The following is a 20,854-nucleotide window of genomic DNA, read 5'->3' on the forward strand; positions in this document are numbered from 1 at the left end:
ACTGAGTGATGCCATCACGGCATCCGTACACGACGGATACCACGTAGCACTGAAGGAGCACTCCACCATGGCAACACCCCTGAGCGCCGACAGACTGTTGAAGGCTTTGCGCGACGAGGGCCTGACCGTCCACGAATACCGCAACTGGCGCTCGCACAACCGCAACTCCAAGGGCCCGTGGGGCCCGGTGAACGGCGTCATGATCCACCACACCGTGACCTCGGGCACCGCGAGCTCCGTCGAACTCTGCTACGAGGGCCGTGCGTCGCTGCCGGGACCGCTGTGTCACGGCGTCATCGACAAGAAGGGCGAGATCCACCTCGTCGGCAACGGCCGGGCCAACCACGCGGGCTTCGGCGACAGCGACGTCCTGAAGGCCGTGATCAACGAGACCAAGCTGCCGACGGACAACGAGGCCGACAAGGACGGCAACGCCCGCTTCTACGGCTTCGAATGCATCAACCTCGGCGACGGCGACGACCCGTGGCCGGAGGCTCAGAAGCTGGCCATCGAGAAGGTGTCCGCCGCCATATGCCGTGCACACAAGTGGAGCGAGCGCTCCGTGATCGGTCACCTGGAGTGGCAGCCCGGAAAGGTGGACCCCCGGGGCTTCACGATGAGCTCCATGCGCACCCGAGTCGGCAAGCGACTCGGCAAGAAGCCGGACGGCGCGACCGAGACCAAGCCGAAGCCTCCGGCGACGTACGAGCCCTTCCCGGGCGCCGACTTCTTCCGCAACGGCCGCGAGAGCAAGATCATCACCGCCATGGGCAAGCGGCTCGTGGCCGAGGGCTGCAGCCGCTACGAGGAGGGACCGGGCCCGGAGTGGACGGACGCCGACAAGAAGTCGTACGCGGCGTGGCAGCGGAAGCTCGGCTACTCCGGCGATGACGCCGACGGCATCCCGGGCAAGAAGAGCTGGGACAAGCTGCACGTACCGAACGTCTAGAACGGTACCGGCCCGGTCGGTGCGCGGCACCCGGCGCAAGGGGTTCTCCCGGCGTCAGCGGAGCCGCCGCGCACCGCCCACCGGTTCGCAGCTCCCTGGGCGCCCCGCGCCGCCCGCCCGGAAGGAGCGGGGCAGCGCGGGGCGCGGCAGGGCGGACGCGCGGGTCAGAGGGCGGAGACCAGGAGCGATACCGCCGACTCCTGGCGGCCGATGGACGCCTTGTCGAACGGCCCGGCCCAGCTCTGTCCGTACTGGTTCTCGCCGTTCCGGTCGTTGGCGTAAGCGGAGTTCGCCTGTGCCTGGAGGTAGCCCCGGTAGGGGTGGCCGGGGAGGGCGTTGTCGAGTTCGCCGAGGTTGCGCGCGAAGATGCCCTTGAAGGCCGTCCCGTCGTATTCGCAGTTCCCGGCCGCCTCGCAGGGTTCTGTCAGGATGCCCTTCGGCGACAGCAGCGGGCTGGCGATCACGGCGTCGGCGATCTGCCGGGCGGTGGTGAGCATGCTCTCGTCGCCGGTGGCCTTGGACAGCTCGACGAGGCCGCCGAGGACCACCCCCTGGTTGTAGGTCCAGGTGGTGCCGCCGTTGTTGGCGCAGCCACCGCTCTGCGTGGTCAGGCCGTCGTTGACGAGGTGATCCTTATTGATCATCCCGCTGTTCTTGAACCAGTTCCACGCTTCCAGGGCGTGGTTCAGGTACACCTTGTCGCCGGGGATCCGGTTGTGCAGGGAGGCGGCGAGCTTGATGTACAGCTCGATGCTGATCGCGTTCTTGTAGGTCTTGCTCGGGATGTCCCACCAGATGCCGCCACCACAGGTGTCGTCCCAGTAGTCCCGCATGTAGGCCTCGTCGAGCTTGGCGATGTTCAGGTACTGCTTGTCGCGCGTCAGGTCGTACATGCGGGTCATGGCCAGTGCCCACCAGCCGGTGTCGTCGGTGGAGTCGGCCCTGAACTCGCCGCCGCCCTGCGGCCACCACTCCAGGGGCTTGCGCTGCTCGGCAATGGTGTTCTTGACCTCGGGCAGATACTTCCGCGAACCGGTCCTGATCATGTAGTCCAGCAGCGCCTGGAGGGCGTTCCCCGACTGCCACCACGGGGCATCGGGATTCCACCGGCCGGTCTTCTGGTCGTAGAAGCCCATCATCGCGTCGACGGCAGCGGAGGCCTTGGCGCGGGAGGTGGGGGCGGCCTGAGGGGCGCCCTGGGCCGGTATGGCGGTCGCGAGCAGGGACAGGGTCACACCGCAGGCGGCGACGACCGCGGTGGTCCAGATTCTTCGGGCCCGTCTGTGCATGTCGGGAACTCCTTGTGTGCTGAGGGCACTGCTCCTAGGTGGTGGGGGGTGGGGGAAGGGAGGACGGCGCGGGTGCGGCTTCAGGGCCTGCGGGCGGGTAACCCGTGTCCGGGCGACTGGGACGGCCTCATGCGGTGATCTTGACGTGTCGTGTGCTCGAAGTCATGCGCTGAAAGTAGCATCACTTGACTGACTTCGGTCATTGAGAAAGGTAAACAAGTGCTTTACTGACTGACTCTTGTCACAAACGAATCCATCCGCTCATAGTTGAGCGCCGTCCTGGCCGCGCCGCGACGGCTCACAGAGAGACGGGCAATTCGGACAGACAGCGGCTTCGCGGTGAGACGAGCCATCGCAGCCCGTCCGGGGAACCGAGCAGCGACACGTCGGGGAACCGTCGCATCAGCGAGGTCACGGCGATGCTGTTCTCCAGCCGGGCCAGGGACGCGCCGGGGCAGTAGTGGGGACCGTGCCCGAAGGCGAGATGGGCGTTGTCCTCCCGGTAAGGGGCGAACACCTCGGGCTCCTCGAAACGCTCCGGGTCGCGATTGGCCGATGCCAAGGAAAGCCAGATGCGGTCCCCGGCACCAATGCCGGTGTCCCCGATCCGCATGTCCTGTGTGGCGAAACGGCGAACGGCGAGCATGGTGGGCGAGTTCCAACGCAATGCCTCTTCGGTCAACGCATGCATGGGCACTTCCCCGGAGGAGAAGGCAACCCGGTGTTCCGGGTGCGTGAGCAGTGCCATGACGCTTGTGGCGATCAGGCTTCCGGTGTTGTGGTAACCACCGAAGAGCAGCAGAAAGGCCATGGCCACCAGCTCGTCGGAGCTGAGGCGATCTTCGTTTTCCTGGGCGAGGACGAGTTCGGACAGGAGATCGTCAGCCGGAGATTCCCGTTTGCGGTCGATCAACGCTACGAGGAAGCGATGCATGTGCCGCATGGCTTCCCGGGACTGCTGGGCTGCGTGAGGCGCCGGGCTGAGCAGGGTGTTCGTCCACTCCCGGAAGTCGGGCCGGTCTCCTCGGGGAATTCCGAGCACACGACAGATGACCTCCATGGACAGGGGCATGGCGAGGTCGGCCACGACATCGGCGCGAGGCCGGGACGACATCCGCTGTAAGAGCTGGTCGGTGATCTCCTGGACGTCCCCGCGCAGAAGCTCGGTGCGGCGGGCCGTGAACGTTCCGTTCACCAAGCGCCGGAGCCGGGCGTGGTCCGCGGCGTCCGTATTGAGCAGGTGGCCGTTCAGCTCGGGCGGCATGGATTCGCCGTCCCGGCCTCCGGTGCGGGAATGCCGCTTGTTGAGCGACAGTACGGGGTTCCTGGCCGCGTCGCGCACCTGCTGGTATCCGGTGACGAGATGTAGCGGGGCACCACCCGCCGCGACAGCCTGGTGGACGGTGCCCTCACGCATCAAGCCCGCGTAGGAGGCATGAGGATCTGAAAAGAAGTGCTCATCGAGAAGGATGGGATCCTGCGAGGACGACATGGGGGCTCCGGATGTCCGTGGTGTCGGTCATGATCGTGCCATGTGCGAGACCACGGCCACGGCCGACGAGTGGATCGCACGGGAATGGCGCGATTTCCGCATCACCTCAGCGCTCCAGGGCTACGTCGGCGGCTGGGGCTCCTGGCGCAAGGACACGCTCGTCGGCAGCGAGCGCATCGGCCGGTACATCACGGGCGCCTGGACGCCGGAGCCCGGGGGCAGCCCGGCCCGGAGCTGGTCGGCGACGGCACCTGGACCCGGACCCGGCAACTCGGCCAGGACGCGGTGGCGTCCTCCCTTCAGCTGCCGGCGCTCGCCACGCCGTCCGGCCGAAACGTGCGCCGCTGGAACGGCTGGGCCCCGGCCCGGCACAACATGGCCGCCGCCGAGCCGGTGGAGCGCGGCCTGGCCGTCGCGGACAAGCGGGCCCGCGCCGGCCCGGGGCGTCTTCCTCCCCGGCCCGTGGGCGCACGCGGCGAAACCGCTGCCGCCGCTGCCGGGCACCCTGCCGGAACTGTTCCACGAGGCATGGCAGTTGCTCCGGCGGGGCGCGGGCCCGGCAGTCCGACATGGATCACACCCGGATCACACAACGGGACCGTTCAGGAGCGGCATGGATATCGGCGTCTTCATCCCCATCGGCAACAACGCTGAACAAGGCCATCGTGCGGAAGGCCGAGGAACACGGTCTCGACTTCGCGCTGTCGATGATCAAGCTCAAGGGGTTCGGCGGCGAGACCGAGTTCTGGGACCACTGCCTGGAGTCGTTCACCTTGATGGCGGGCCTGGCCGCCGTGACGGAGCGGATCAAGCTGCACGCCTCGACGCCGATTCCCGCGCTGCACCCGGCCATCACCGCGCGCATGGCCACGGCGAGCATCACATCGGCGAATTCCACACCTGGCTCCAGACCCGCCTCGGCGCCTAGCGCGGCGCATCGCACCGGTACACCGACGAGGAGGGGCAGCCATGGCACGGAAGGCACCGCGCGAGGATCCCGGTGAGGACGGACTGGAGGTGCTGGCGCCCAAGGACTGGGCCGCCGGGATCCCCGCGGTGACTCATGCGCTGCGCAGGGGATACGACCAGATGGGTGTGCGGCGCACCGCGCTGACCCTGCTGAAGGTCAACCAGAAGAACAGCTTCGACTGCCCGGGCTGCGCCTGGCCGGAGGGCGATCACCGCAAGCGCGGCCGAGTTCTGCGAGAACGGCGCCAAGGCCGTCGCCGAGGAGGCCACCGTCCGCCGGGGTGACGCGGGAGTTCTTCGCCGCGCACCCGGTGGGCGAGCTCGCGGGCCGTAGTGACTACTGGCTGGGCCAGCAGGACCGCCTCACCGACCCGATGTACAAACCCGCCGACTCCGACACCTACGTGCCGGTGCCCTGGGAGGCGGCGTTCGAGTGGGCGGCCTTCGAGGCCGACTACGACGCCGTCCGCGACAGCATGGCCCGGGTGGTGCCCGGCTTCGACGGCTTCAATGCCCGGGTGCGGCGCCCCGGCGGCTTCACCCTGCCGCACGCCCCACGCGACGAGCGGCGCTTCCCCACCCCCACGGGCAACGCCAACTTCACGGTCAACCCGCTTGAGGTGCTGCGGGTGACGCCCGGTCGGCTGCTGCTGCAGACGCTGCGCAGCCACGACCAGTAGAACAGCACCATGGTCCACCCCGACGACCTCGTGGAGCGGGGCATCGCCGACGGCACTCTGGTGGACCTGGTCGGCGGATGGCCGGGCGGCCCGGAGCGGCGGGCGGAGGCCTTCCGCGCCATCGGCTACGACACGCCCCGCGGCTGCTGCTCGGCGTACTTCCCCGAGGCCAATGTGCTCGTCCCGCTCGACTCGGTGGCCGACACCTCCCACACCCCGACGTCCAAGAGCATCGCGGTCCCGCTGGAGGGACATGCGGCACGCGCGGGCGAGGCGTCGACGGCACCGGCTCGCGGCTCCGGGCCGGGCGCGGTTCAGCCCGCGTAGCCCATGCGGTGACTGATCTCCTCGGCGCCCTTGACCAGGACGGGTGCGAGTTCGGGAATGCGTTCCTCGGTGAAGCGGTAGGCGGGGCCGGAGGCGCTGACGGCGGCGATGACCTCGCCGTCGCCGGACCGGATCGGGGCCGCCATGGCGTGGAGCCCGATCTCGAGTTCCTCCAGCGTCACCGCGTACCCGCGCTTGCGCGTCTCGGTGAGATTCTTCTCCAGCTTGGTCTTGGCGGTCAGGGTGCGCGGAGTCAGCTTCTCCATCCCGGACGCCTTGAGCGCCGCCGTGCGCTCCTTCGCGGACAAGTGGGCCAGCAGGATCTTGCCGCTGGACGTGGCGTGCAGCGGGGTGAGCTGCCCGACCCACCGGTGGGTGCCGACCGCGCCCGGACCGCGCACCTGGTAGAGGTTGACCGCGTAGTGCTCCCGCAGGACGGCGATGTTGACGGTCTCGCCGATCTCCTCGGCCAGCCGCTCGCACACCGGCCGGCCCTGCTGGGTGATGTCGAGGCGGCCCATGACCGAGCCCGCCAGGCGCACGATCCCGAAGCCGAGCCGGTACTTGCCCCGCTCGGCCGCCTGCTCGACCAGACCGCGGGCCTCCAGCGCTCCGAGCAGGCGGAACGCGGTCGACTTGTGGACCTCGATCTCGGCGGCGACCTCGCTCACGCCCGCCTCGCCGCGCTGGGCGAGGATCTCCATGACGCTGACGGCACGGTCGACGGACTGCACCCCGGTCCCCGGGGGACCTGTTGTTCCACCATCTGCCGTGTAGTTGCTCATAACGCAACTATACGTGCAGGTGAGCGTGGGTCCCGCGGGTCAGGGACCGCCGGAGGACGGCCGTCAGCGGAAGACGACCGTACGTTTGCCGTTGACCAGCACCCGGCTCTCACTGTGCCACTCCACGGCGCGGGCGAGTACCTGGGCCTCGACATCGCGGCCGATGGTGACCAGCTCGTCCGGGGCGCGCGAGTGGTCCACGCGGACGACGTCCTGCTCGATGATCGGGCCTTCGTCGAGGTCGGATGTCACGTAGTGGGCCGTGGCTCCGACGAGCTTGACACCGCGCTCATGCGCCTGGACGTACGGCCGCGCGCCCTTGAAGCTCGGCAGGAACGAGTGGTGGATGTTGATCGCCCGGCCGTCGAGCTGCTTGCAGAGGTCGTCGGAGAGGATCTGCATGTAGCGGGCGAGGACCACGAGGTCGACGTCCAGCTCGTCCACGAGCCGCAGCAGCCGCGCCTCCGCCTCGTGCTTCGTCTCCGGGGCCACCGGGATGTGGTGGAAGGGGATGCCGTAATTCTGGGCCAACGGCTCGAAGGTGCGGTGATTGGAGACGATTGCCGGAATCTCGATCTTGAGTGCGCCCGTGGACTTGCGGAAGAGCAGGTCGTTCAGGCAGTGACCGAACTTCGACACCATGAGCAGCGTACGGGTCGGGGTCGACGCGTCGTGCAGCTGCCAGGTGATCCGGTGTGCCTCGGCCACCGGCCCGAAACCGGTCCGCAGGTCCGTCAGGGAAACGTCCGGGTCCAGGACGTCGAAGTGCACCCGCATGAAGAAGCGGTCCCGCCGCCGGTCGTCGAACTGCTGGCTCTCCAGGATGTTGCCGGAGTGGCTGACGAGATAGGTGGCCACGGCGTGGACGAGGCCGGCCCGGTCCGGGCACGACAGCGTGAGGACGAACTCGCGGCCGGGCTGCGGTCGAGGAGACATGGCATCCTCCGGTGGTGCGTATTACGCAACATGGTGAGTGATGCGCAACATGGTCCAGTGTGGTGGCCGGACGGTCAAGGGGGCTTTTGCGGGTCGGTCCTTTCCGTGATCCGCCCTTGACAGCACCCTGGGCCCCCTGCACTGTGAGTTGCGCAATGCGAGGGAAGTTGCGCTGACCGCAACTGGAGGTTGTGATGGCGGGACCGCGAGTGGTCATCATCGGCGCCGGCGTGGTGGGGGCGGCGCTGGCGGACGAAGTGTCCTCCCGAGGCTGGACCGAAGTGACGGTCGTGGACCAGGGCCCGCTGCCCGCCACCGGCGGGTCGTCGTCCCACGCGCCCGGCCTGGTGTTCCAGACGAACGCTTCGAAGGCCATGACCGAGCTGGCCCGCTACACGGTCGAGAAGTTCTCCTCGCTCGACCTCGACGGGCAGCCCTGCTACCTGAAGGTCGGCGGCCTGGAGGTCGCCACCACACCCGAGCGCCTGGCCGAACTCCACCGCCGGCACGGCTGGCTGCACTCCTGGGGCATCGATGCCCGGGTGATCGACCCGGAGGAGTGCGTCGAACTGCATCCGCTGGTGGCGCGCGAACGCGTGCTCGGCGGACTGCACATCCCCACCGACGGCCTGGCCAAGGCCGTCCTCGCGGTCGAGGCACAACTCCGCGCCGCCCGCGCCCGTGGCGTACGGACCCTCGGCCGCCACGAGGTTCTCGACATCCGCACCGATGACGACAACCGCGTGACGGCCGTCATCACCGACCAGGGGGAGATCCCCGCCGACATCGTGGTGTGCTGCGCCGGGATCTGGGGTCCCAAGGTGGCCCGCATGGTCGGCATGGACCTCCCGCTGACCCCGCTCGCCCACCAACTGGCATGGACCGGCCCGGTACCGGCCCTCGCCGGGCAGGATCGAGAAGCCATCCGCCCGATCCTGCGCCACCAGGACGCGGACCTGTACTACCGCGACCGCTTCGACCGGCTCGGCATCGGCTACTACGGACACCGGCCCATGCCCATCGACGCCGACGACATCCTCTCCGTGGACGCGGCCGAGGAAATGCCCTCCGTCCTGAAGTTCACCGAGGACGACTTCGCCGAGGCGTGGACCGAGACCCAGGCCCTGCTGCCCGCGACGAAGGAGACCGAGGTCGAGGAGGGCATCAACGGCCTCTTCTCCTTCACCACCGACGGACTGCCCCTGCTGGGCCAGTCCCCGGACGTGAAGGGCTTCTGGGTCGCCGAGGCCGTGTGGGTCACCCACTCCGCGGGCGTCGGCCGCGCCATGGCCGAATGGCTCGTCGACGGCCACTGCTCGTCGTTCGACCTCCACGCGTGCGACGTCAACCGCTTCGAGCCCCACCAGCTCGCCCCGGAATACGTACTGGCCCGCGGCTGCCAGAACTTCGTCGAGGTGTACGACATCCTCCACCCCCTCCAGCCGCCCGGCGCGCCCAGGCCCCTGCGCACCGGCCCCTTCCACCCCCGCCAGCAAGAACTGGGCGCCTTCTTCCTGGAGGCGAGCGGCTGGGAGCGGCCCCAGTGGTACGAGGCCAACGACGCCTTGGTGGAGGGGCGGGACATCCCGGTACCGGGCGACTGGGCGGCACGTTACTGGTCGCCGATCGTCGGCGCCGAGGCCCGGGCCACCCGCGAGAACGTCGCGATGTACGACATGACGGCCCTCAAACGCCTCGACGTCACCGGCCGCGGGGCCGCCGCCTTCCTCCAGCACCTGACCACGGCCAACGTCGCCAAGTCCGTCGGCTCCGTCACCTACACGCTGATGCTCGACCACGATGGCGGGATCCGCAGCGACGTGACCGTCGCCCGCCTGGGCCGTGACCACTTCCAGGTCGGCGCCAACGGCAACCTCGACCTCGACTGGTTCACCCGCCACCTCCCCGAGGACGGATCGGTGCAGGTGCGTGACATCACCGCCGGCACCTGCTGCATCGGCCTGTGGGGTCCCAGGGCGCGCGACGTCCTGCAACCACTGGCCGACAAGGACTTCTCCAACCAGGGCCTGAAGTTCTTCCGCGCCAAGCGCGCCCACATCGGCGCCGTCCCCGTCACCGCCATGCGGCTGAGCTACGTGGGCGAGCTGGGCTGGGAGCTGTACACCACCGCCGACATGGGCGCCAAGCTCTGGGACACCCTCTGGGAAGCGGGCCGGGAACACGGGATCATCGCCGCCGGGCGAGGCGCGTTCAACAGCCTCCGCCTGGAGAAGGGCTACCGCTCCTTCGGCCACGACATGACCTACGAGCACGACCCGTACGAAGCCGGGGTCGGCTTCGCCGTGAAGCGCGACAAGGGCGACTTCATCGGGAAGGCCGCGCTGGAGCGGCGCGCGGAATCCGTGACCCGCAGGCTCACCTGCCTGACGATCGACGACCCGGGCAACGTCGTCATGGGCCACGAGCCCGTGTACGACGGCGACAGCCCCGTCGGCTACGTCACCAGCGCCGCCTTCGGCTACACCATCGGCAAGGGCATCGCCTACGCCTGGCTCCCCGCCGAACTCGCCACACCCGGCCGGACCCTGCACATCGGCTACTTCGGCCGCCGGATCCCCGCGGACGTCGCCGAGGAGCCCCTGTTCGACCCGTCCATGCAGCGCCTGCGCGGCTGAGGGAGAGGGGCCCCATGAACGCACAGATCCTCGACGGACGCCGCACCGCCGCGGAGATCCGCAATGAGCTCACCGCGCGCGTCGACGCCCTGACCGCGCGGGGAGTGACCCCCGGCCTCGGAACGCTGCTCGTCGGCGACGACCCCGGCAGCCACGCCTACGTCGCAGGCAAGCACCGCGACTGCGCCCAGGTCGGGATCGCCTCGATCCGCCGCCACCTCCCCGCCGACGCCACCCAGAAGCAGGTCGAGGCCGTCGTCGACGAACTCAACGCCGACCCCGCCTGCACCGGCTACATCGTGCAGCTCCCGCTTCCCCGCGGCCTCGACACCGGCGCCGTCCTCGCCCGCATGGACCCGGCCAAGGACGCCGACGGCCTGCACCCGGCCAACCTCGGCCGGCTCGTGCTCGGCGTCGACGGCCCGCTGCCCTGCACCCCGCGCGGCGTCGCCGAGCTGCTGCGCCGCCACGACGTACCCCTGGCCGGCGCCCGGGTCTGCGTCATCGGCCGCGGTGTCACCGTCGGCCGCCCCCTCGGGCTACTCCTCACCCGCAGGTCCGAGAACGCGACCGTGACGCTGTGCCACACCGGGACCACGGGCATGGCCTGGCACGTACGCGACGCGGACATCGTCGTCGCGGCCGCCGGTTCCCCGGGGATCGTCACCGCGGACATGGTCCGGCCCGGCGCCGCCGTCCTCGACGTCGGCATCACCCGGACGGAAGAGGGCCTGCTCGGCGACGTCCACCCGGATGTCGCCAAGGTCGCCGAGTGGGTCGCCCCCATGCCGGGCGGCGTCGGCCCCATGACCCGGGCCATGCTGCTCGCCAACGTCGTCGAGACTGCCGAACGCACCGCCACCGCCGAGCCCGCCCGGCCCGCTCTCCATCCGCACCTGTCGGGAGACACGCGATAAGCCCTCCCGCTCCGGGCCCCTGCCTCCCCGAGCACCCCGGCGCATCTCCAACGTGAACATCGTCGGCGGTGGCGGCCTCGGCCTGGCCACCGCCGACAACCTTGCCGTGCGCCGGGTGGAAGCCGAGGGCTTCGGGAGCCCGTCAGGTCGACGGTGTACATCGCCTCACGGCCGAGCTTGTCGGTGACGGCTCCGAAGAACAGGCCTCCGACGAAGATGCCGACCAGGGCGGCGGCGCCGCTCCTGGTACGTCGGCGCGGCTACCGCCTATATGGTCGGCTACGTCATGGCCGAGATCGGCGGCAACGGCACGTGGCGGCTGGGCTGCATCCCCGCGCTGCGTCTGGTGGACCGGGTGGGGCGGCGCCCCGAGCTGTTCCCCACCAACATCCGGGCCACCGTGGGGGCGTGGCCACTTCCCTCAGCTGTATCGGCGCCGCCGCGGGGGCGGGGAGCACGGCGCAGGCATGCGGGAGGGGGACCTCGAACGCTCCTGACCAGGTAAGCACCCAAGAGCATGACGCATCGTCAGTCGGCCCCCTCGGGGGCCGGCCGGCTGCGTACCGGGGAGTACTTCCGACGGAGGAAAAGTTCGCTCGGCCAACTCCTTGACAGCAGTCGCCCAGAAGACAGATTGTTGCTCATAATGAAGCGGCACGCGCCATGCGCAACAAATCGCGACGGCTCGGTTTCGGCCCTCCCGCGCTCCCGGCACATCGGCCCGGAGCCGGTCGGCAAGCCGTTCAGTGCACCGCCCGCCGTTCGTGCTCCCCGCGAACAGCGGAGTTCATTCTCCCTCGTCCATCGCTCCGGCGGAGCGATGTGGCGTCCCCGCCATCCGAAACGTCCGGCCGAAGCGAGGCATTCGGCCATCCCCCAGCGAGGAGAGCGACAGTGACACACGAGGTACGCGCCGTCGTCGCCCGGCAGAAGGGCGCTCCGGTCTCGGTGGAGACCATCCTGGTGCCGGACCCCGGTCCTGGCGAGGCGCTGGTGCGGGTGCAGGCGTGCGGTGTCTGCCACACCGACCTGCACTACCAGCAGGGCGGGATCAACGACGAGTTCCCCTTCCTGCTCGGCCACGAGGCCGCGGGCGTGGTCGAGGCGGTCGGCGAGGGCGTCACCGAGGTCGTGCCCGGCGATTTCGTCATCCTCAACTGGCGGGCCGTCTGCGGCCAGTGCCGGGCCTGCCGCAAGGGCAAGCCGTGGTACTGCTTCGACACCCACAACGCCACCCAGCCGATGAAGCTCGCCGACGGCACCCCGCTGTCCCCGGCCCTGGGCATCGGAGCCTTCGCCGAGAAGACCCTCGTCGCCGCCGGACAGTGCACCAAGGTGGACCCGACCGCCTCGGCCACCGCGGCGGGACTGCTCGGCTGCGGCGTCATGGCCGGATTCGGCGCCGCGGTCAACACCGGCGGCGTCGGCCGCGGAGACTCGATCGCGGTGATCGGCTGCGGCGGCGTGGGCATGGCCGCCATCGCGGGCGCCAAGGTGGCCGGCGCCGGCCGTATCATCGCCGTCGACGTCGACCAGCGGAAGCTGAAGTGGGCCGAGGAATTCGGCGCCACCGACACCGTCGACTCCTCCCAGACCGACGCCGTCGAAGCCATCCGCGGCGTCACCGGCGGCTTCGGCGCCGACGTCGTCGTGGACGCGGTGGGCCGTCCCGAGACCTACAAGCAGGCCTTCTATGCCCGCGACCTGGCCGGCACCGCGGTCCTGGTCGGCGTCCCCACCCCGGAGATGACCGTCGACCTGCCCCTGCTGGACGTCTTCGGCCGCGGCGGAGCGCTGAAGTCCTCCTGGTACGGCGACTGCCTGCCCTCCCGGGACTTCCCCGCCCTGATCGACCTCTACCAGCAGGGCCGGTTCGACCTCGGCCGCTTCGTCACCGAGGAGATCTCCCTGGACGACGTCGAAGCGGCGTTCGCCAAGATGCACCGCGGTGAGGTCCTGCGCTCGGTGGTGGTCCTGTGACGGCCCGGATCGAGCACCTGGTCACCTCCGGCACCTTCGAGCTGGACGGGGGCAGCTGGGAGGTGGACAACAACGTCTGGCTGATCGGCGACGAGCGGGAGGTCATGGTCATCGACGCCGCACACGACGAAGCGGCGATCGCCGCCGCCGTCGGTGACCGGCGCCTGGCCGGCATCGTGTGCACCCACGCCCACAACGACCACATCAACGCCGCCCCCGCCCTCGCCGCCCGCACCGGCGCGCCCATCCTGCTCCACCCGGCCGACACGGTGCTGTGGAAGTCCGTACACCCGCAGCGGAAGCCGGACCGTGAACTGGTCGACGGCGAGCTGCTGAGCGTCGCCGGCACCGGACTGTATGTGCTGCACACCCCCGGGCACTCTCCCGGCGCGGTCTGCCTGTACGCGCCCGAGCTGGGAGCCGTGTTCTCCGGCGACACCCTCTTCCAAGGCGGGCCCGGAGCCACCGGCCGCTCCTACTCCGACTTCGACACCATCGTCGCCTCCCTCCGCGACCGGCTGTTCGCGCTCCCCGGCTCCACCGCCGTGCACACCGGTCACGGCGGCAGCACCTCGATCGGAGCCGAAGCACCCCGGCTCGACGAATGGGTGGCCCGGGGACATTGACGCGCCGTCACAGAACCCGAATGTGGAGGAAAGCCATGGGCACCCGCAGAACCCACGCGTTATCGGCAGAGTTTCCAGGAGAGATGGACGAATGGCCCCTTCATACGACGTGATCGTCGTCGGCCTGGGCGGGATGGGCAGCGCAGCCGCCTACCATCTCGCCGCCCGCGGTCAGCGAGTGCTCGGCCTGGAGCGCTTCGGCCCGGCCCACAACCTCGGCTCCAGCCACGGCGGATCCCGCATCTACCGGCAGGCCTACTTCGAGGACCCGGCCTACGTGCCACTGCTGCTCCGCGCCCACGAACTGTGGCAGAAGCTGGCCGCCGACTCCGGCCACGAGGTCTTCACCCAAACCGGTGGCCTCGTGGTCGGGCGTGAGGACAGCCAGGCGTTCGCCGGCACACTGCGCAGCGCCCAGCAGTGGGGCCTGGACCACGAGGTCCTTGACGCAGCCGACATCCGGCGTCGCTTCCCCACCTTCAAACCGGCCGCCGAGGACCTCGCCTTCCACGAGCGCAAGGCCGGTGTGGCGCGGCCGGAGGCGACCGTCACCGCCCACCTGGACCTGGCCCGTGTCCACGGCGCCGATCTGCACTTCGTGGAGACCGTCTTCGGTTGGGACGCCGACGGCCCGGGCGGCAAGGCCTGGGTGGTCACCGACCGCAGCATCTACACCGCCGACCGGCTGGTCATCGCCCCCGGGGCCTGGGCGTCCAACCTCCTCTCCGACCTCGGCGTGACCGTGACGGTGGAACGCCAGGTCATGTACTGGTTCCAGCCCCAGGGGGGAACCGGCCCGTTCGGCGCCGACCGGCATCCCGTGTACATCTGGGAGGACCCGGACGGCACACGGATCCACGGCTTCCCCGCCCTCGACGGTCCCGACGGCGGCGCCAAGGTCGCCTTCTTCCGCAACGGCGTCCTCAGCAACCCCGAGACCGTCGACCGCCGGGTCCGCTCGGAGGAGATCGCGGCCATGGCCGAGTATCTGCGCGTGCGCATCCCCACGCTGCCCGGCCGCTTCCTCAAGGCCACGGCCTGCATGTACGCCAACACCCCGGACGAACACTTCGTCCTCGCCCAGCACCCCGAGCATCCGAGGGTGACGGTGGCGTACGGATTTTCCGGCCACGGGTTCAAGTTCGTGCCCGTGGTGGGCGAGATCCTCGCCGACCTCGCCACCGATGGCACCACCAAGCACCCCATCGCGCTGTTCGACCCCCGCCGCGTGCGCGCCTGATCACTGACCCTCCCGCCCCAGTACCGCCCGTTCGCCTGCCGTTCGACCCCTTCGGCCGGTGAACGGGCCATTGGGCTGCCCGCTCCGACGGCCGGTGCCTGCTCCGACCGGTATGGATCAGCTCTTGACAACCCGGAGGTACCCCATGATCACGGTGTGCCGGATCGAAGACCTGCCGTTCGGCGAGTCCATCCGTGTCACCGACGGCGTTCCCGCCCCCCTCGCGTTGTTCAACGTGAACGGCACGGTCCACGCCATCGACGACACCCGCACACACCAGGACGCCTCGCTCGCCGACGCCTGGCTGGAGGGCTGCCTCGTCGGGGAGCCGGCATGAGGAGCATCACCGTCGTCGGCGCGTCGCTGGCAGGTCTGAGCACGGTCCGTGCGCTGCGAACGGAAGGGTTCGACGGCGACATCGTCGTCGTGGGGGAGGAGCCCCACGCCCCCTACGACCGCCCGCCGCTGTCGAAGGAGTTCCTCAGGGGTGACGTCGGCCCCGACGCGCTCATGCTCAGCGACGCGGAGGAGTACGAGGAACTCGAGGCGCAGTGGCTGCTGGGCGAGCGTGCGGTGCGGCTCGACGCCGCGGCCCGGTCCGTCACCCTGGCCGGAGGACGCGAGGTGCGACGACGGGATCGTCATCGCGACCGGCGCCACTCCCCGGACGCTCCCCGGCACGGACGGCCTGGCCGGTGTCCACACCCTGCGCACCCTGGACGGCGCCCAGGCGTTGCGCGCCGGGCTGCTGGAAGGCCTGCCCCGAATCGTCGTGATCGGCGCCGGATTCATCGGCGCCGAGGTGGCGTCCACCGCCCGTCGGCTCGGGCTCGACGTCACCGTCGTCGAGGCGCTCGACGTACCGCTGGAACGTCAGCTGGGGCGCGAGATGGGGCTGGTGTGCTCCTCGCTCCACACTGATCACGGGGTTCGCCTGCTGTGCGGAACCGGCGTTGCGGGATTCACCGGCCAGGACCGGGTCACCGGCGTACAGCTGCAGGACGGGCGCCTGCTGCCCGCCGACATCGTCGTGGTCGGGGTGGGCGTGTGGCCCGCCACCGACTGGCTCGACGGCTCCGGCGTCAAGGTGGACGACGGCGTGGTGTGCGACGCCGGTTGCGCGACCAGTGTGCCGGGCGTGGTCGCGGTCGGTGATGTCGCCCGCTGCCCCAACCCGTTCACCGGACGGCACGCCCGCATCGAGCACTGGAGCAACGCCACCGAGCACGCGAAGACCGCCGCCCGCACGCTGCTCTCCGGCGTGTCGGCCGGCCCTCCGCCCACCGCGCCGCACTTCTGGTCCGACCAGTACCGGGTGCGCATCCAGCTCGCCGGGCACGTCGCCCCCGGCTCCGAGCCCGAGCTGGTCGAGGGCGACGTCGACAGCCGCTCCTTCGCGGCCGTGTACCGGCACGAGGGCGCCGCCGTCGCCGTGCTCTCCATGAACCAGCCGAAGGTGTTCAACCGGCTCCGCCGCACTCTCACCGCTCCCTCGGCGACCGCTGCCTCATGAGCCCCGGATCAGGAGAGACCGACAACCCACGAGGCGTGCCCGGGACATGTCCGGGCAGAACCCCTCCCACCCCACGGAGTATGGCGTGGCAATCAGCGTCTTCGACCTGTTCTCGATCGGCATCGGTCCGTCCAGCTCACACACCGTCGGCCCGATGCGGGCCTCCCGCATGTTCGCCACCCGGCTGAAGCAGGACGGACTGCTCGCCCAGACCGCCGCGGTGCGGGCGGAGCTGTTCGGCTCCCTCGGCGCCACCGGCCACGGCCACGGCACCCCCAAGGCCGTCCTGCTCGGCCTGGAGGGCAACGAGCCGCACACGGTCGACGTCGCCCGGGCCGAGCTGGACGTCGAGCGGATCGGCGCCACCCGGCGCATCCGACTCCTCGGCGCCGACATCGGCCCGGCCCACGAGATCGACTTCGACGCCGCGACCCAACTGCTCCTGCACCGTCGGCGCTCGCTGCCGTACAACGCCAACGGCATGACCCTCTTCGCGTACGACGCGGACGGTCTGCCGCTTGCGGAGAGGACGTACTACTCGGTCGGCGGCGGCTTCGTGGTCGACGAGGACGCCGTCGGGGCCGACAGGATCAAGCTGGACGACACGCCACTGCCCTACCCGTTCCGCACCGGCGACGAACTGCTGCGCTTGGCGCGCGAAACGGGTCTGTCGATCACGGCGCTGTTGCTGGAGAACGAGAAGGTCTGGCGGACCGAGGAGGAGATCCGCGCGGGCCTGCTGGAGATCTGGCGGGTCATGGAGGCATGTATCCGCCGGGGCCTGAACCTCGAAGGCATCCTCCCCGGCGGCCTGAAGGTCCGCCGCCGGGCCGCGGCGGCCGCCCGGGCGCCGCGCAGCGAGGGCGACCCCGCGGGCCGCGCGATGGAGTGGGTGACCCTCTATGCGATGGCGGTGAACGAGGAGAACGCGGCCGGCGGCCGGGTCGTCACGGCCCCGACGAACGGCGCCGCCGGGATCATCCCGGCCGTCCTGTATTACTCCTGCAACTTCGTGCCGGGCATGGACGAGGACGGCATCGTTCGCTTCCTGCTCGCGGCGGGTGCCATCGGCACGCTGTTCAAGGAGAACGCTTCCATCTCCGGTGCCGAGGTCGGCTGCCAGGGCGAGGTCGGCTCCGCCTGTTCGATGGCCGCCGGCGGCCTCGCCGAGGTGCTGGGCGGCAGCCCGGAACAGGTCGAGAACGCCGCCGAGATCGGCATGGAACACAACCTCGGGCTGACCTGCGACCCCGTCGGCGGCCTCGTCCAGATTCCCTGCATCGAGCGCAACGGCATGGCGGCGGTGAAGGCCGTCACCGCCGCGCGGATGGCCCTGCGCGGCGACGGCCGCCACCATGTCTCCCTCGACAAGGTCATCAAGACCATGAAGGACACCGGCGCCGACATGAAGGTCAAGTACAAGGAGACGGCGCGGGGCGGGCTCGCGGTCAACGTCATCGAATGCTGAACGTCACCGCAGCTTGTCTCCCGCCGGAGGAGCAGCATCGATTGATCAAGTGGCCCGGCCGATGAGGGCGCCGCGCAGTGCGGCCACCAGGCGGGTGGCCGCCTCGTCCTCCGTCCGTCCGCTCTTGATGAGGTCGAGGATGTCGCGGGGGTCGAACAGGGCGTTCCACAGGTACAGGGCCTCGTCCCCGAGGTCACCCAGTCCGAGTTCCTCGGCCGTCTGCCGCGGTGGCTCGGCGAGCGTCTCGGCCTGGGGGCGAGATAGCCGGTGCCCTCGCGCAGCCGCTCGAGGTAGCCGCGGTGCGAGCGCATCTGCGCCATCGCACCGCCGTGCTCCAGAACGAGCGACACCCAGCAGCGGGACACCCGCCTCCAGCCTGACCATGCCGGTGGTGTTCTGCCGCGCGCTGAACTCGCGCAGTTCGGATCCCACCTGTGACCGGAAGGCGTGCAGGATCTCCTCGACGGAGGAGAAGTGCCGGTAGGCCGTCGCGGTGGACACCTCGGCGTGCTTGGCGATTTCGGACTGCGGTTGCGCTCGGTGTCGCTGCGCATCGGCCGACGCTCCTGTTACATGTGAACGGCCGTTCAGTGGAGGGCCTCCTGCTCGCCGAGGCCGACGTGGTCTCGCTCCATGTCCCCCTGACCCCGCAGACCCGCCACCTCATCGGCGCCGCCGAACTTGCGGCCAATGAAGCCCACCGCCACCCTGGTCAGCACCTCACGCGGCGGCGTCATCGACGAGAACGCCCTGCTCCGCGCCGTGCGCGAGGGAGACATCCACTCCGCGGGCCTGGATGTCTACGAACGCGAACCCGTGGGCGCCGACCTGTCCCCCTCGTCGGCGAGCCGCATGTGGTGACCCTTCCGCACATCGGCTCGGCCACCGAGGCGACTCGCGCCGCCATGGTCGATCTCGCCGTCGACAACATCCTCGAGGTGTTCGAGGGCCGACCGGCGACCACACCGCTCCCGGGCAGCGCGGCACTGCCCCGTTCACCGCCTGAAAGGTGTCCGACAGGGGCTCGGGTCAGGAGCTGATGGCGGCGGCCTGGTCCCGGAGCCCGTGCAGCGCCAGCCGCAGCAGCGGGTGGCCGTCGCTGCCGCGTCGGACGGCGGTGAACACCCGTCGCGTCGGACGATAGCCGCTGGCGGGGCGTACGACGGCGCGGCCGAAGGCGATGCCGTGGAGCGCCGAACGAGGCACCAGCGCCACGCCGGCACCGGCGGAGACCAGTGCGCACACCGCCCGGGAGTCGTCGGCCAGACACTCCGCCCGAGGTTGGAAGCGCACCTCCTCGCAGGCGCGCAGCACGACGTCATGCACCGGGTTGTCGGGCCACGGCGTGATCCACGGATCGTCGCTCAGATCGGCCAGGGCCACCTCCGGGGCGGAGGCCAGTGGATGGTCGGCCGGCAGGACGACATCGAACGGCTCCGCGTACAACGGCTTGCGGAGCAGCTGGTCGCTGCTCTCGCCCAGCGTGTCCCGGTGCTCCACCGCCAGGGCGATATCGACCGCGCCGTCGATGAGAAGTCGTCGGCTCGCGTGCCCCTCGGCGTCCTTGACCCGGATCCGCACCTGTGGAGCGTGTTCCCGCAATGCCGCCACGGCCGGGGCCACCACTTCGGTGATCGCACTCGCGAATGCGGCGATGGTCACCTCGCCGGCCAGCCCCGCCGAGCTGGCCGCCATGTCGGCCTCCGCCTGCTCCAGCTGGGCGGCGATCTTCGCCGCGTGGGTGGCCAGCACAGTGCCCGTGGGCGTCAGCCGGACGGTGCGGCCGCGCCGCTCCAGCAGTACGTGCCCGACCTCCGCCTCGAGTGCGGCGAGCTGCTGCGAAGCGGCTGATGGGGACAGGTAGAGAGCCTGGGCGGCGGCGGTGACGGTGCCGTGCTCGGCCAGAGCACGCAGCACCCGGAGCCTCCGTGGATCGATCACATGAGGGAGTACACCAGACGGGACGACCTTTGTGAAGGAGAGCTTCACAGGCAACCTGGGAAATTACCGATGGACTTCACAGGGTTGGCTCTCCAAAGTGGTCTTCTGTGAACGCAATGGCAACGACCGCTGTTGGCTCCGGGTCTTTCGGCTGACTGGCGCCCCCCCACCCGCAGGGGCACGGGCAGTACTGATCACTGGCCCTCCGGTGGCGTGTGGTCCGTTGCGGAGCGGCAGGGGAGCGGCGATCGCAGGAGATCGCGACGGTCGGCCCCGCCGCCATTACTCCAGCGTGCCTTCGGCGTGCTTGCGCGCCATGCATTCCTCTGCCCGAATCCCCGCCACCTCCTCGCGAAGGAAACTGAAGTGTCCATGACTGCCGGTTCTCGCCGTGAACACGATCTGCTCGGCGACCGGGACGTGCCCGCAGACGCGTACTGGGGCATCCACACCCTGCGCGCCTCGGAAAACTTCCCCATCACCGGTACGGCGATCTCCGCGTACCCGCACCTGACCAGCGCCCTCGCCGCGGTCAAGGAAGCCGCGGCGAGAGCCAACGAGGATCTCGGGCTGCTGGCCCCGGAGAAGGCCTCCGCCATCGCCGCCGCGTGCCGGGAGATCCGGGACGGCCGACTGCACGACCAGTTCGTCGTGGACGTGATCCAGGGCGGTGCCGGGACCTCGACGAACATGAACGCCAACGAGGTCATCGCCAACCGGGCGCTGGAGATCCTGGGCCACGGAAAGGGCGAGTACGGGATCCTCCACCCCAACGAGGACGTCAACCTCAGCCAGTCCACCAACGACGTCTACCCGACCGCCGTCAAGGTCGCCACGATCATTGCCGTACGGGAACTCCACGCCGCGATGACCGTCCTGCGCGAAGCCTTTGCCGCCAAGGCCGAGGAGTTCCGCGAGGTCCTGAAGATGGGCCGCACCCAGCTCCAGGACGCGGTGCCGATGACGCTGGGGCAGGAGTTCTCCTCGTACGCGGTGATGCTGGAGGAGGATCAGAGCCGGTTGCTGGAGGCTTCCGGGCTGGTGCACGAGATCAACCTCGGCGCGACCGCGATCGGCACCGGCCTCAACGCTCCGAAGGGCTATGC

Annotated in this window: 16 protein-coding genes and 4 pseudogenes; 14 read left to right on the plus strand and 6 right to left on the minus strand. The window is 70.0% G+C overall.

The window, feature by feature from the left end; genetic code table 11:
- The first annotated feature begins 67 nt into the window (after nt 1–67).
- The gene (locus tag ACH4SI_RS38580) at nt 68–949 is read left to right on the plus strand and encodes a peptidoglycan-binding protein (protein WP_398304433.1); all 882 of its coding nucleotides are present in this window, start codon (nt 68–70) and stop codon (nt 947–949) included.
- 164 nt (nt 950–1,113) lie between these two features.
- Here ACH4SI_RS38580 and ACH4SI_RS38585 read toward each other — a convergent pair whose 3' ends face one another.
- The gene (locus ACH4SI_RS38585) at nt 1,114–2,238 is read right to left on the minus strand and encodes a glycoside hydrolase family 76 protein (protein WP_398304436.1); all 1,125 of its coding nucleotides are present in this window, start codon (nt 2,236–2,238) and stop codon (nt 1,114–1,116) included.
- A 298-nt stretch (nt 2,239–2,536) separates the two neighbouring features.
- Entirely contained in the window at nt 2,537–3,655 is a 1,119-nt protein-coding gene (locus tag ACH4SI_RS38590) for a cytochrome P450 (RefSeq protein WP_398304439.1), read from the minus strand.
- A 688-nt stretch (nt 3,656–4,343) separates the two neighbouring features.
- Here ACH4SI_RS38590 and ACH4SI_RS38595 point away from each other — a divergent pair.
- Nucleotides 4,344–4,602, plus strand: a pseudogene (locus ACH4SI_RS38595) (LLM class flavin-dependent oxidoreductase); the annotation flags it as partial.
- Nucleotides 4,603–4,699: 97 nt separating this feature from the next.
- Nucleotides 4,700–5,706 (plus strand): annotated as a pseudogene (locus ACH4SI_RS38600) (hypothetical protein).
- Here ACH4SI_RS38600 and ACH4SI_RS38605 read toward each other — a convergent pair.
- Nucleotides 5,694–6,491, minus strand: a complete 798-nt coding sequence (locus ACH4SI_RS38605; RefSeq protein ID WP_398304442.1) for an IclR family transcriptional regulator — start codon at nt 6,489–6,491, stop codon at nt 5,694–5,696. The pseudogene ACH4SI_RS38600 and the gene ACH4SI_RS38605 sit on opposite strands and share 13 nt — an antisense overlap.
- 63 nt (nt 6,492–6,554) lie before the next feature.
- Nucleotides 6,555–7,427, minus strand: coding sequence for a formyltetrahydrofolate deformylase (gene purU, locus ACH4SI_RS38610; RefSeq protein WP_398304445.1), 873 nt, complete (start codon nt 7,425–7,427; stop codon nt 6,555–6,557).
- Between the two features lie 194 nt (nt 7,428–7,621).
- Between purU and ACH4SI_RS38615 the strand changes: the two genes are divergently transcribed.
- The 8 genes and pseudogenes from ACH4SI_RS38615 (at nt 7,622) to ACH4SI_RS38650 (ending at nt 17,807) form a co-directional block, all read left to right on the plus strand.
- Nucleotides 7,622–10,063 (plus strand): FAD-dependent oxidoreductase, encoded by a 2,442-nt coding sequence (locus tag ACH4SI_RS38615; protein ID WP_398304448.1) that lies wholly within the window; start codon nt 7,622–7,624, stop codon nt 10,061–10,063.
- 14 nt (nt 10,064–10,077) lie between these two features.
- A complete protein-coding gene (locus ACH4SI_RS38620) occupies nt 10,078–10,980 on the plus strand; it encodes a bifunctional methylenetetrahydrofolate dehydrogenase/methenyltetrahydrofolate cyclohydrolase (protein ID WP_398304451.1) in 903 nt (300 codons plus the stop codon).
- A gap of 894 nt (nt 10,981–11,874) precedes the next feature.
- Nucleotides 11,875–12,960: an S-(hydroxymethyl)mycothiol dehydrogenase gene (locus tag ACH4SI_RS38625; protein WP_398304455.1), complete on the plus strand. Its 1,086-nt coding sequence runs from the start codon at nt 11,875–11,877 to the stop codon at nt 12,958–12,960.
- Nucleotides 12,957–13,586, plus strand: a complete 630-nt coding sequence (locus tag ACH4SI_RS38630) for an MBL fold metallo-hydrolase (RefSeq protein ID WP_398304458.1) — start codon at nt 12,957–12,959, stop codon at nt 13,584–13,586. Before ACH4SI_RS38625 ends, ACH4SI_RS38630 begins: the two co-directional genes overlap by 4 nt.
- A gap of 91 nt (nt 13,587–13,677) precedes the next feature.
- The gene (gene solA, locus ACH4SI_RS38635; RefSeq protein WP_398304461.1) at nt 13,678–14,826 is read left to right on the plus strand and encodes an N-methyl-L-tryptophan oxidase; all 1,149 of its coding nucleotides are present in this window, start codon (nt 13,678–13,680) and stop codon (nt 14,824–14,826) included.
- Nucleotides 14,827–14,971: 145 nt separating this feature from the next.
- Nucleotides 14,972–15,163, plus strand: coding sequence for a Rieske 2Fe-2S domain-containing protein (locus ACH4SI_RS38640; RefSeq protein ID WP_398304464.1), 192 nt, complete (start codon nt 14,972–14,974; stop codon nt 15,161–15,163).
- Nucleotides 15,160–16,339, plus strand: a pseudogene (locus ACH4SI_RS38645) (NAD(P)/FAD-dependent oxidoreductase). The gene ACH4SI_RS38640 and the pseudogene ACH4SI_RS38645 overlap by 4 nt, the downstream one beginning before the upstream one ends.
- 85 nt (nt 16,340–16,424) lie before the next feature.
- Nucleotides 16,425–17,807, plus strand: a complete 1,383-nt coding sequence (locus tag ACH4SI_RS38650; RefSeq protein WP_398304467.1) for an L-serine ammonia-lyase — start codon at nt 16,425–16,427, stop codon at nt 17,805–17,807.
- Nucleotides 17,808–17,852: 45 nt separating this feature from the next.
- On the opposite strand, the gene ACH4SI_RS38655 is transcribed toward ACH4SI_RS38650, so the two are convergent.
- Complete coding sequence (locus tag ACH4SI_RS38655; RefSeq protein ID WP_398304471.1) at nt 17,853–18,308, minus strand: TetR/AcrR family transcriptional regulator; 456 nt, start codon at nt 18,306–18,308, stop codon at nt 17,853–17,855.
- Nucleotides 18,309–18,397: 89 nt separating this feature from the next.
- Between ACH4SI_RS38655 and ACH4SI_RS38660 the strand changes: the two are divergent.
- A pseudogene (locus tag ACH4SI_RS38660) lies at nt 18,398–18,475 on the plus strand (NAD(P)-dependent oxidoreductase); the annotation flags it as partial.
- 22 nt (nt 18,476–18,497) lie between these two features.
- Nucleotides 18,498–18,668 carry an NAD(P)-dependent oxidoreductase gene (locus ACH4SI_RS38665; protein ID WP_398304474.1) on the plus strand — a complete coding sequence of 57 codons (171 nt, stop codon included), beginning with the start codon at nt 18,498–18,500 and terminating at the stop codon, nt 18,666–18,668.
- 168 nt (nt 18,669–18,836) lie between these two features.
- Here the strand turns inward: ACH4SI_RS38665 and ACH4SI_RS38670 are convergent, their stop codons facing one another.
- Complete coding sequence (locus ACH4SI_RS38670) at nt 18,837–19,748, minus strand: LysR family transcriptional regulator (RefSeq protein WP_398304477.1); 912 nt, start codon at nt 19,746–19,748, stop codon at nt 18,837–18,839.
- A 372-nt stretch (nt 19,749–20,120) separates the two neighbouring features.
- On the opposite strand from ACH4SI_RS38670, the gene ACH4SI_RS38675 reads away from it, so the two are divergent.
- Nucleotides 20,121–20,854 (plus strand): lyase family protein (locus tag ACH4SI_RS38675; RefSeq protein ID WP_398304480.1); only part of this gene is annotated, 734 nt, incomplete at its 3' end.

Source organism: Streptomyces sp. NPDC021212 (genome assembly GCF_044332925.1).
Taxonomy (GTDB): Bacteria; Actinomycetota; Actinomycetes; order Streptomycetales; family Streptomycetaceae; genus Streptomyces.

Bases quoted from the DNA above. Each gene is read 5' to 3' on its own strand.
- ACH4SI_RS38580 (WP_398304433.1), top strand. From the start codon at position 68: ATGGCAACACCCCTGAGCGCCGACAGACTGTTGAAGGCTTTGCGCGAC.
- ACH4SI_RS38585 (WP_398304436.1), bottom strand. From the start codon at position 2,238: ATGCACAGACGGGCCCGAAGAATCTGGACCACCGCGGTCGTCGCCGCC.
- ACH4SI_RS38590 (WP_398304439.1), bottom strand. From the start codon at position 3,655: ATGCGTGAGGGCACCGTCCACCAGGCTGTCGCGGCGGGTGGTGCCCCG.
- ACH4SI_RS38605 (WP_398304442.1), bottom strand. From the start codon at position 6,491: ATGAGCAACTACACGGCAGATGGTGGAACAACAGGTCCCCCGGGGACC.
- purU (WP_398304445.1), bottom strand. From the start codon at position 7,427: ATGTCTCCTCGACCGCAGCCCGGCCGCGAGTTCGTCCTCACGCTGTCG.
- ACH4SI_RS38615 (WP_398304448.1), top strand. From the start codon at position 7,622: ATGGCGGGACCGCGAGTGGTCATCATCGGCGCCGGCGTGGTGGGGGCG.
- ACH4SI_RS38620 (WP_398304451.1), top strand. From the start codon at position 10,078: ATGAACGCACAGATCCTCGACGGACGCCGCACCGCCGCGGAGATCCGC.
- solA (WP_398304461.1), top strand. From the start codon at position 13,678: ATGGCCCCTTCATACGACGTGATCGTCGTCGGCCTGGGCGGGATGGGC.
- ACH4SI_RS38640 (WP_398304464.1), top strand. From the start codon at position 14,972: ATGATCACGGTGTGCCGGATCGAAGACCTGCCGTTCGGCGAGTCCATC.
- ACH4SI_RS38665 (WP_398304474.1), top strand. From the start codon at position 18,498: ATGAAGCCCACCGCCACCCTGGTCAGCACCTCACGCGGCGGCGTCATC.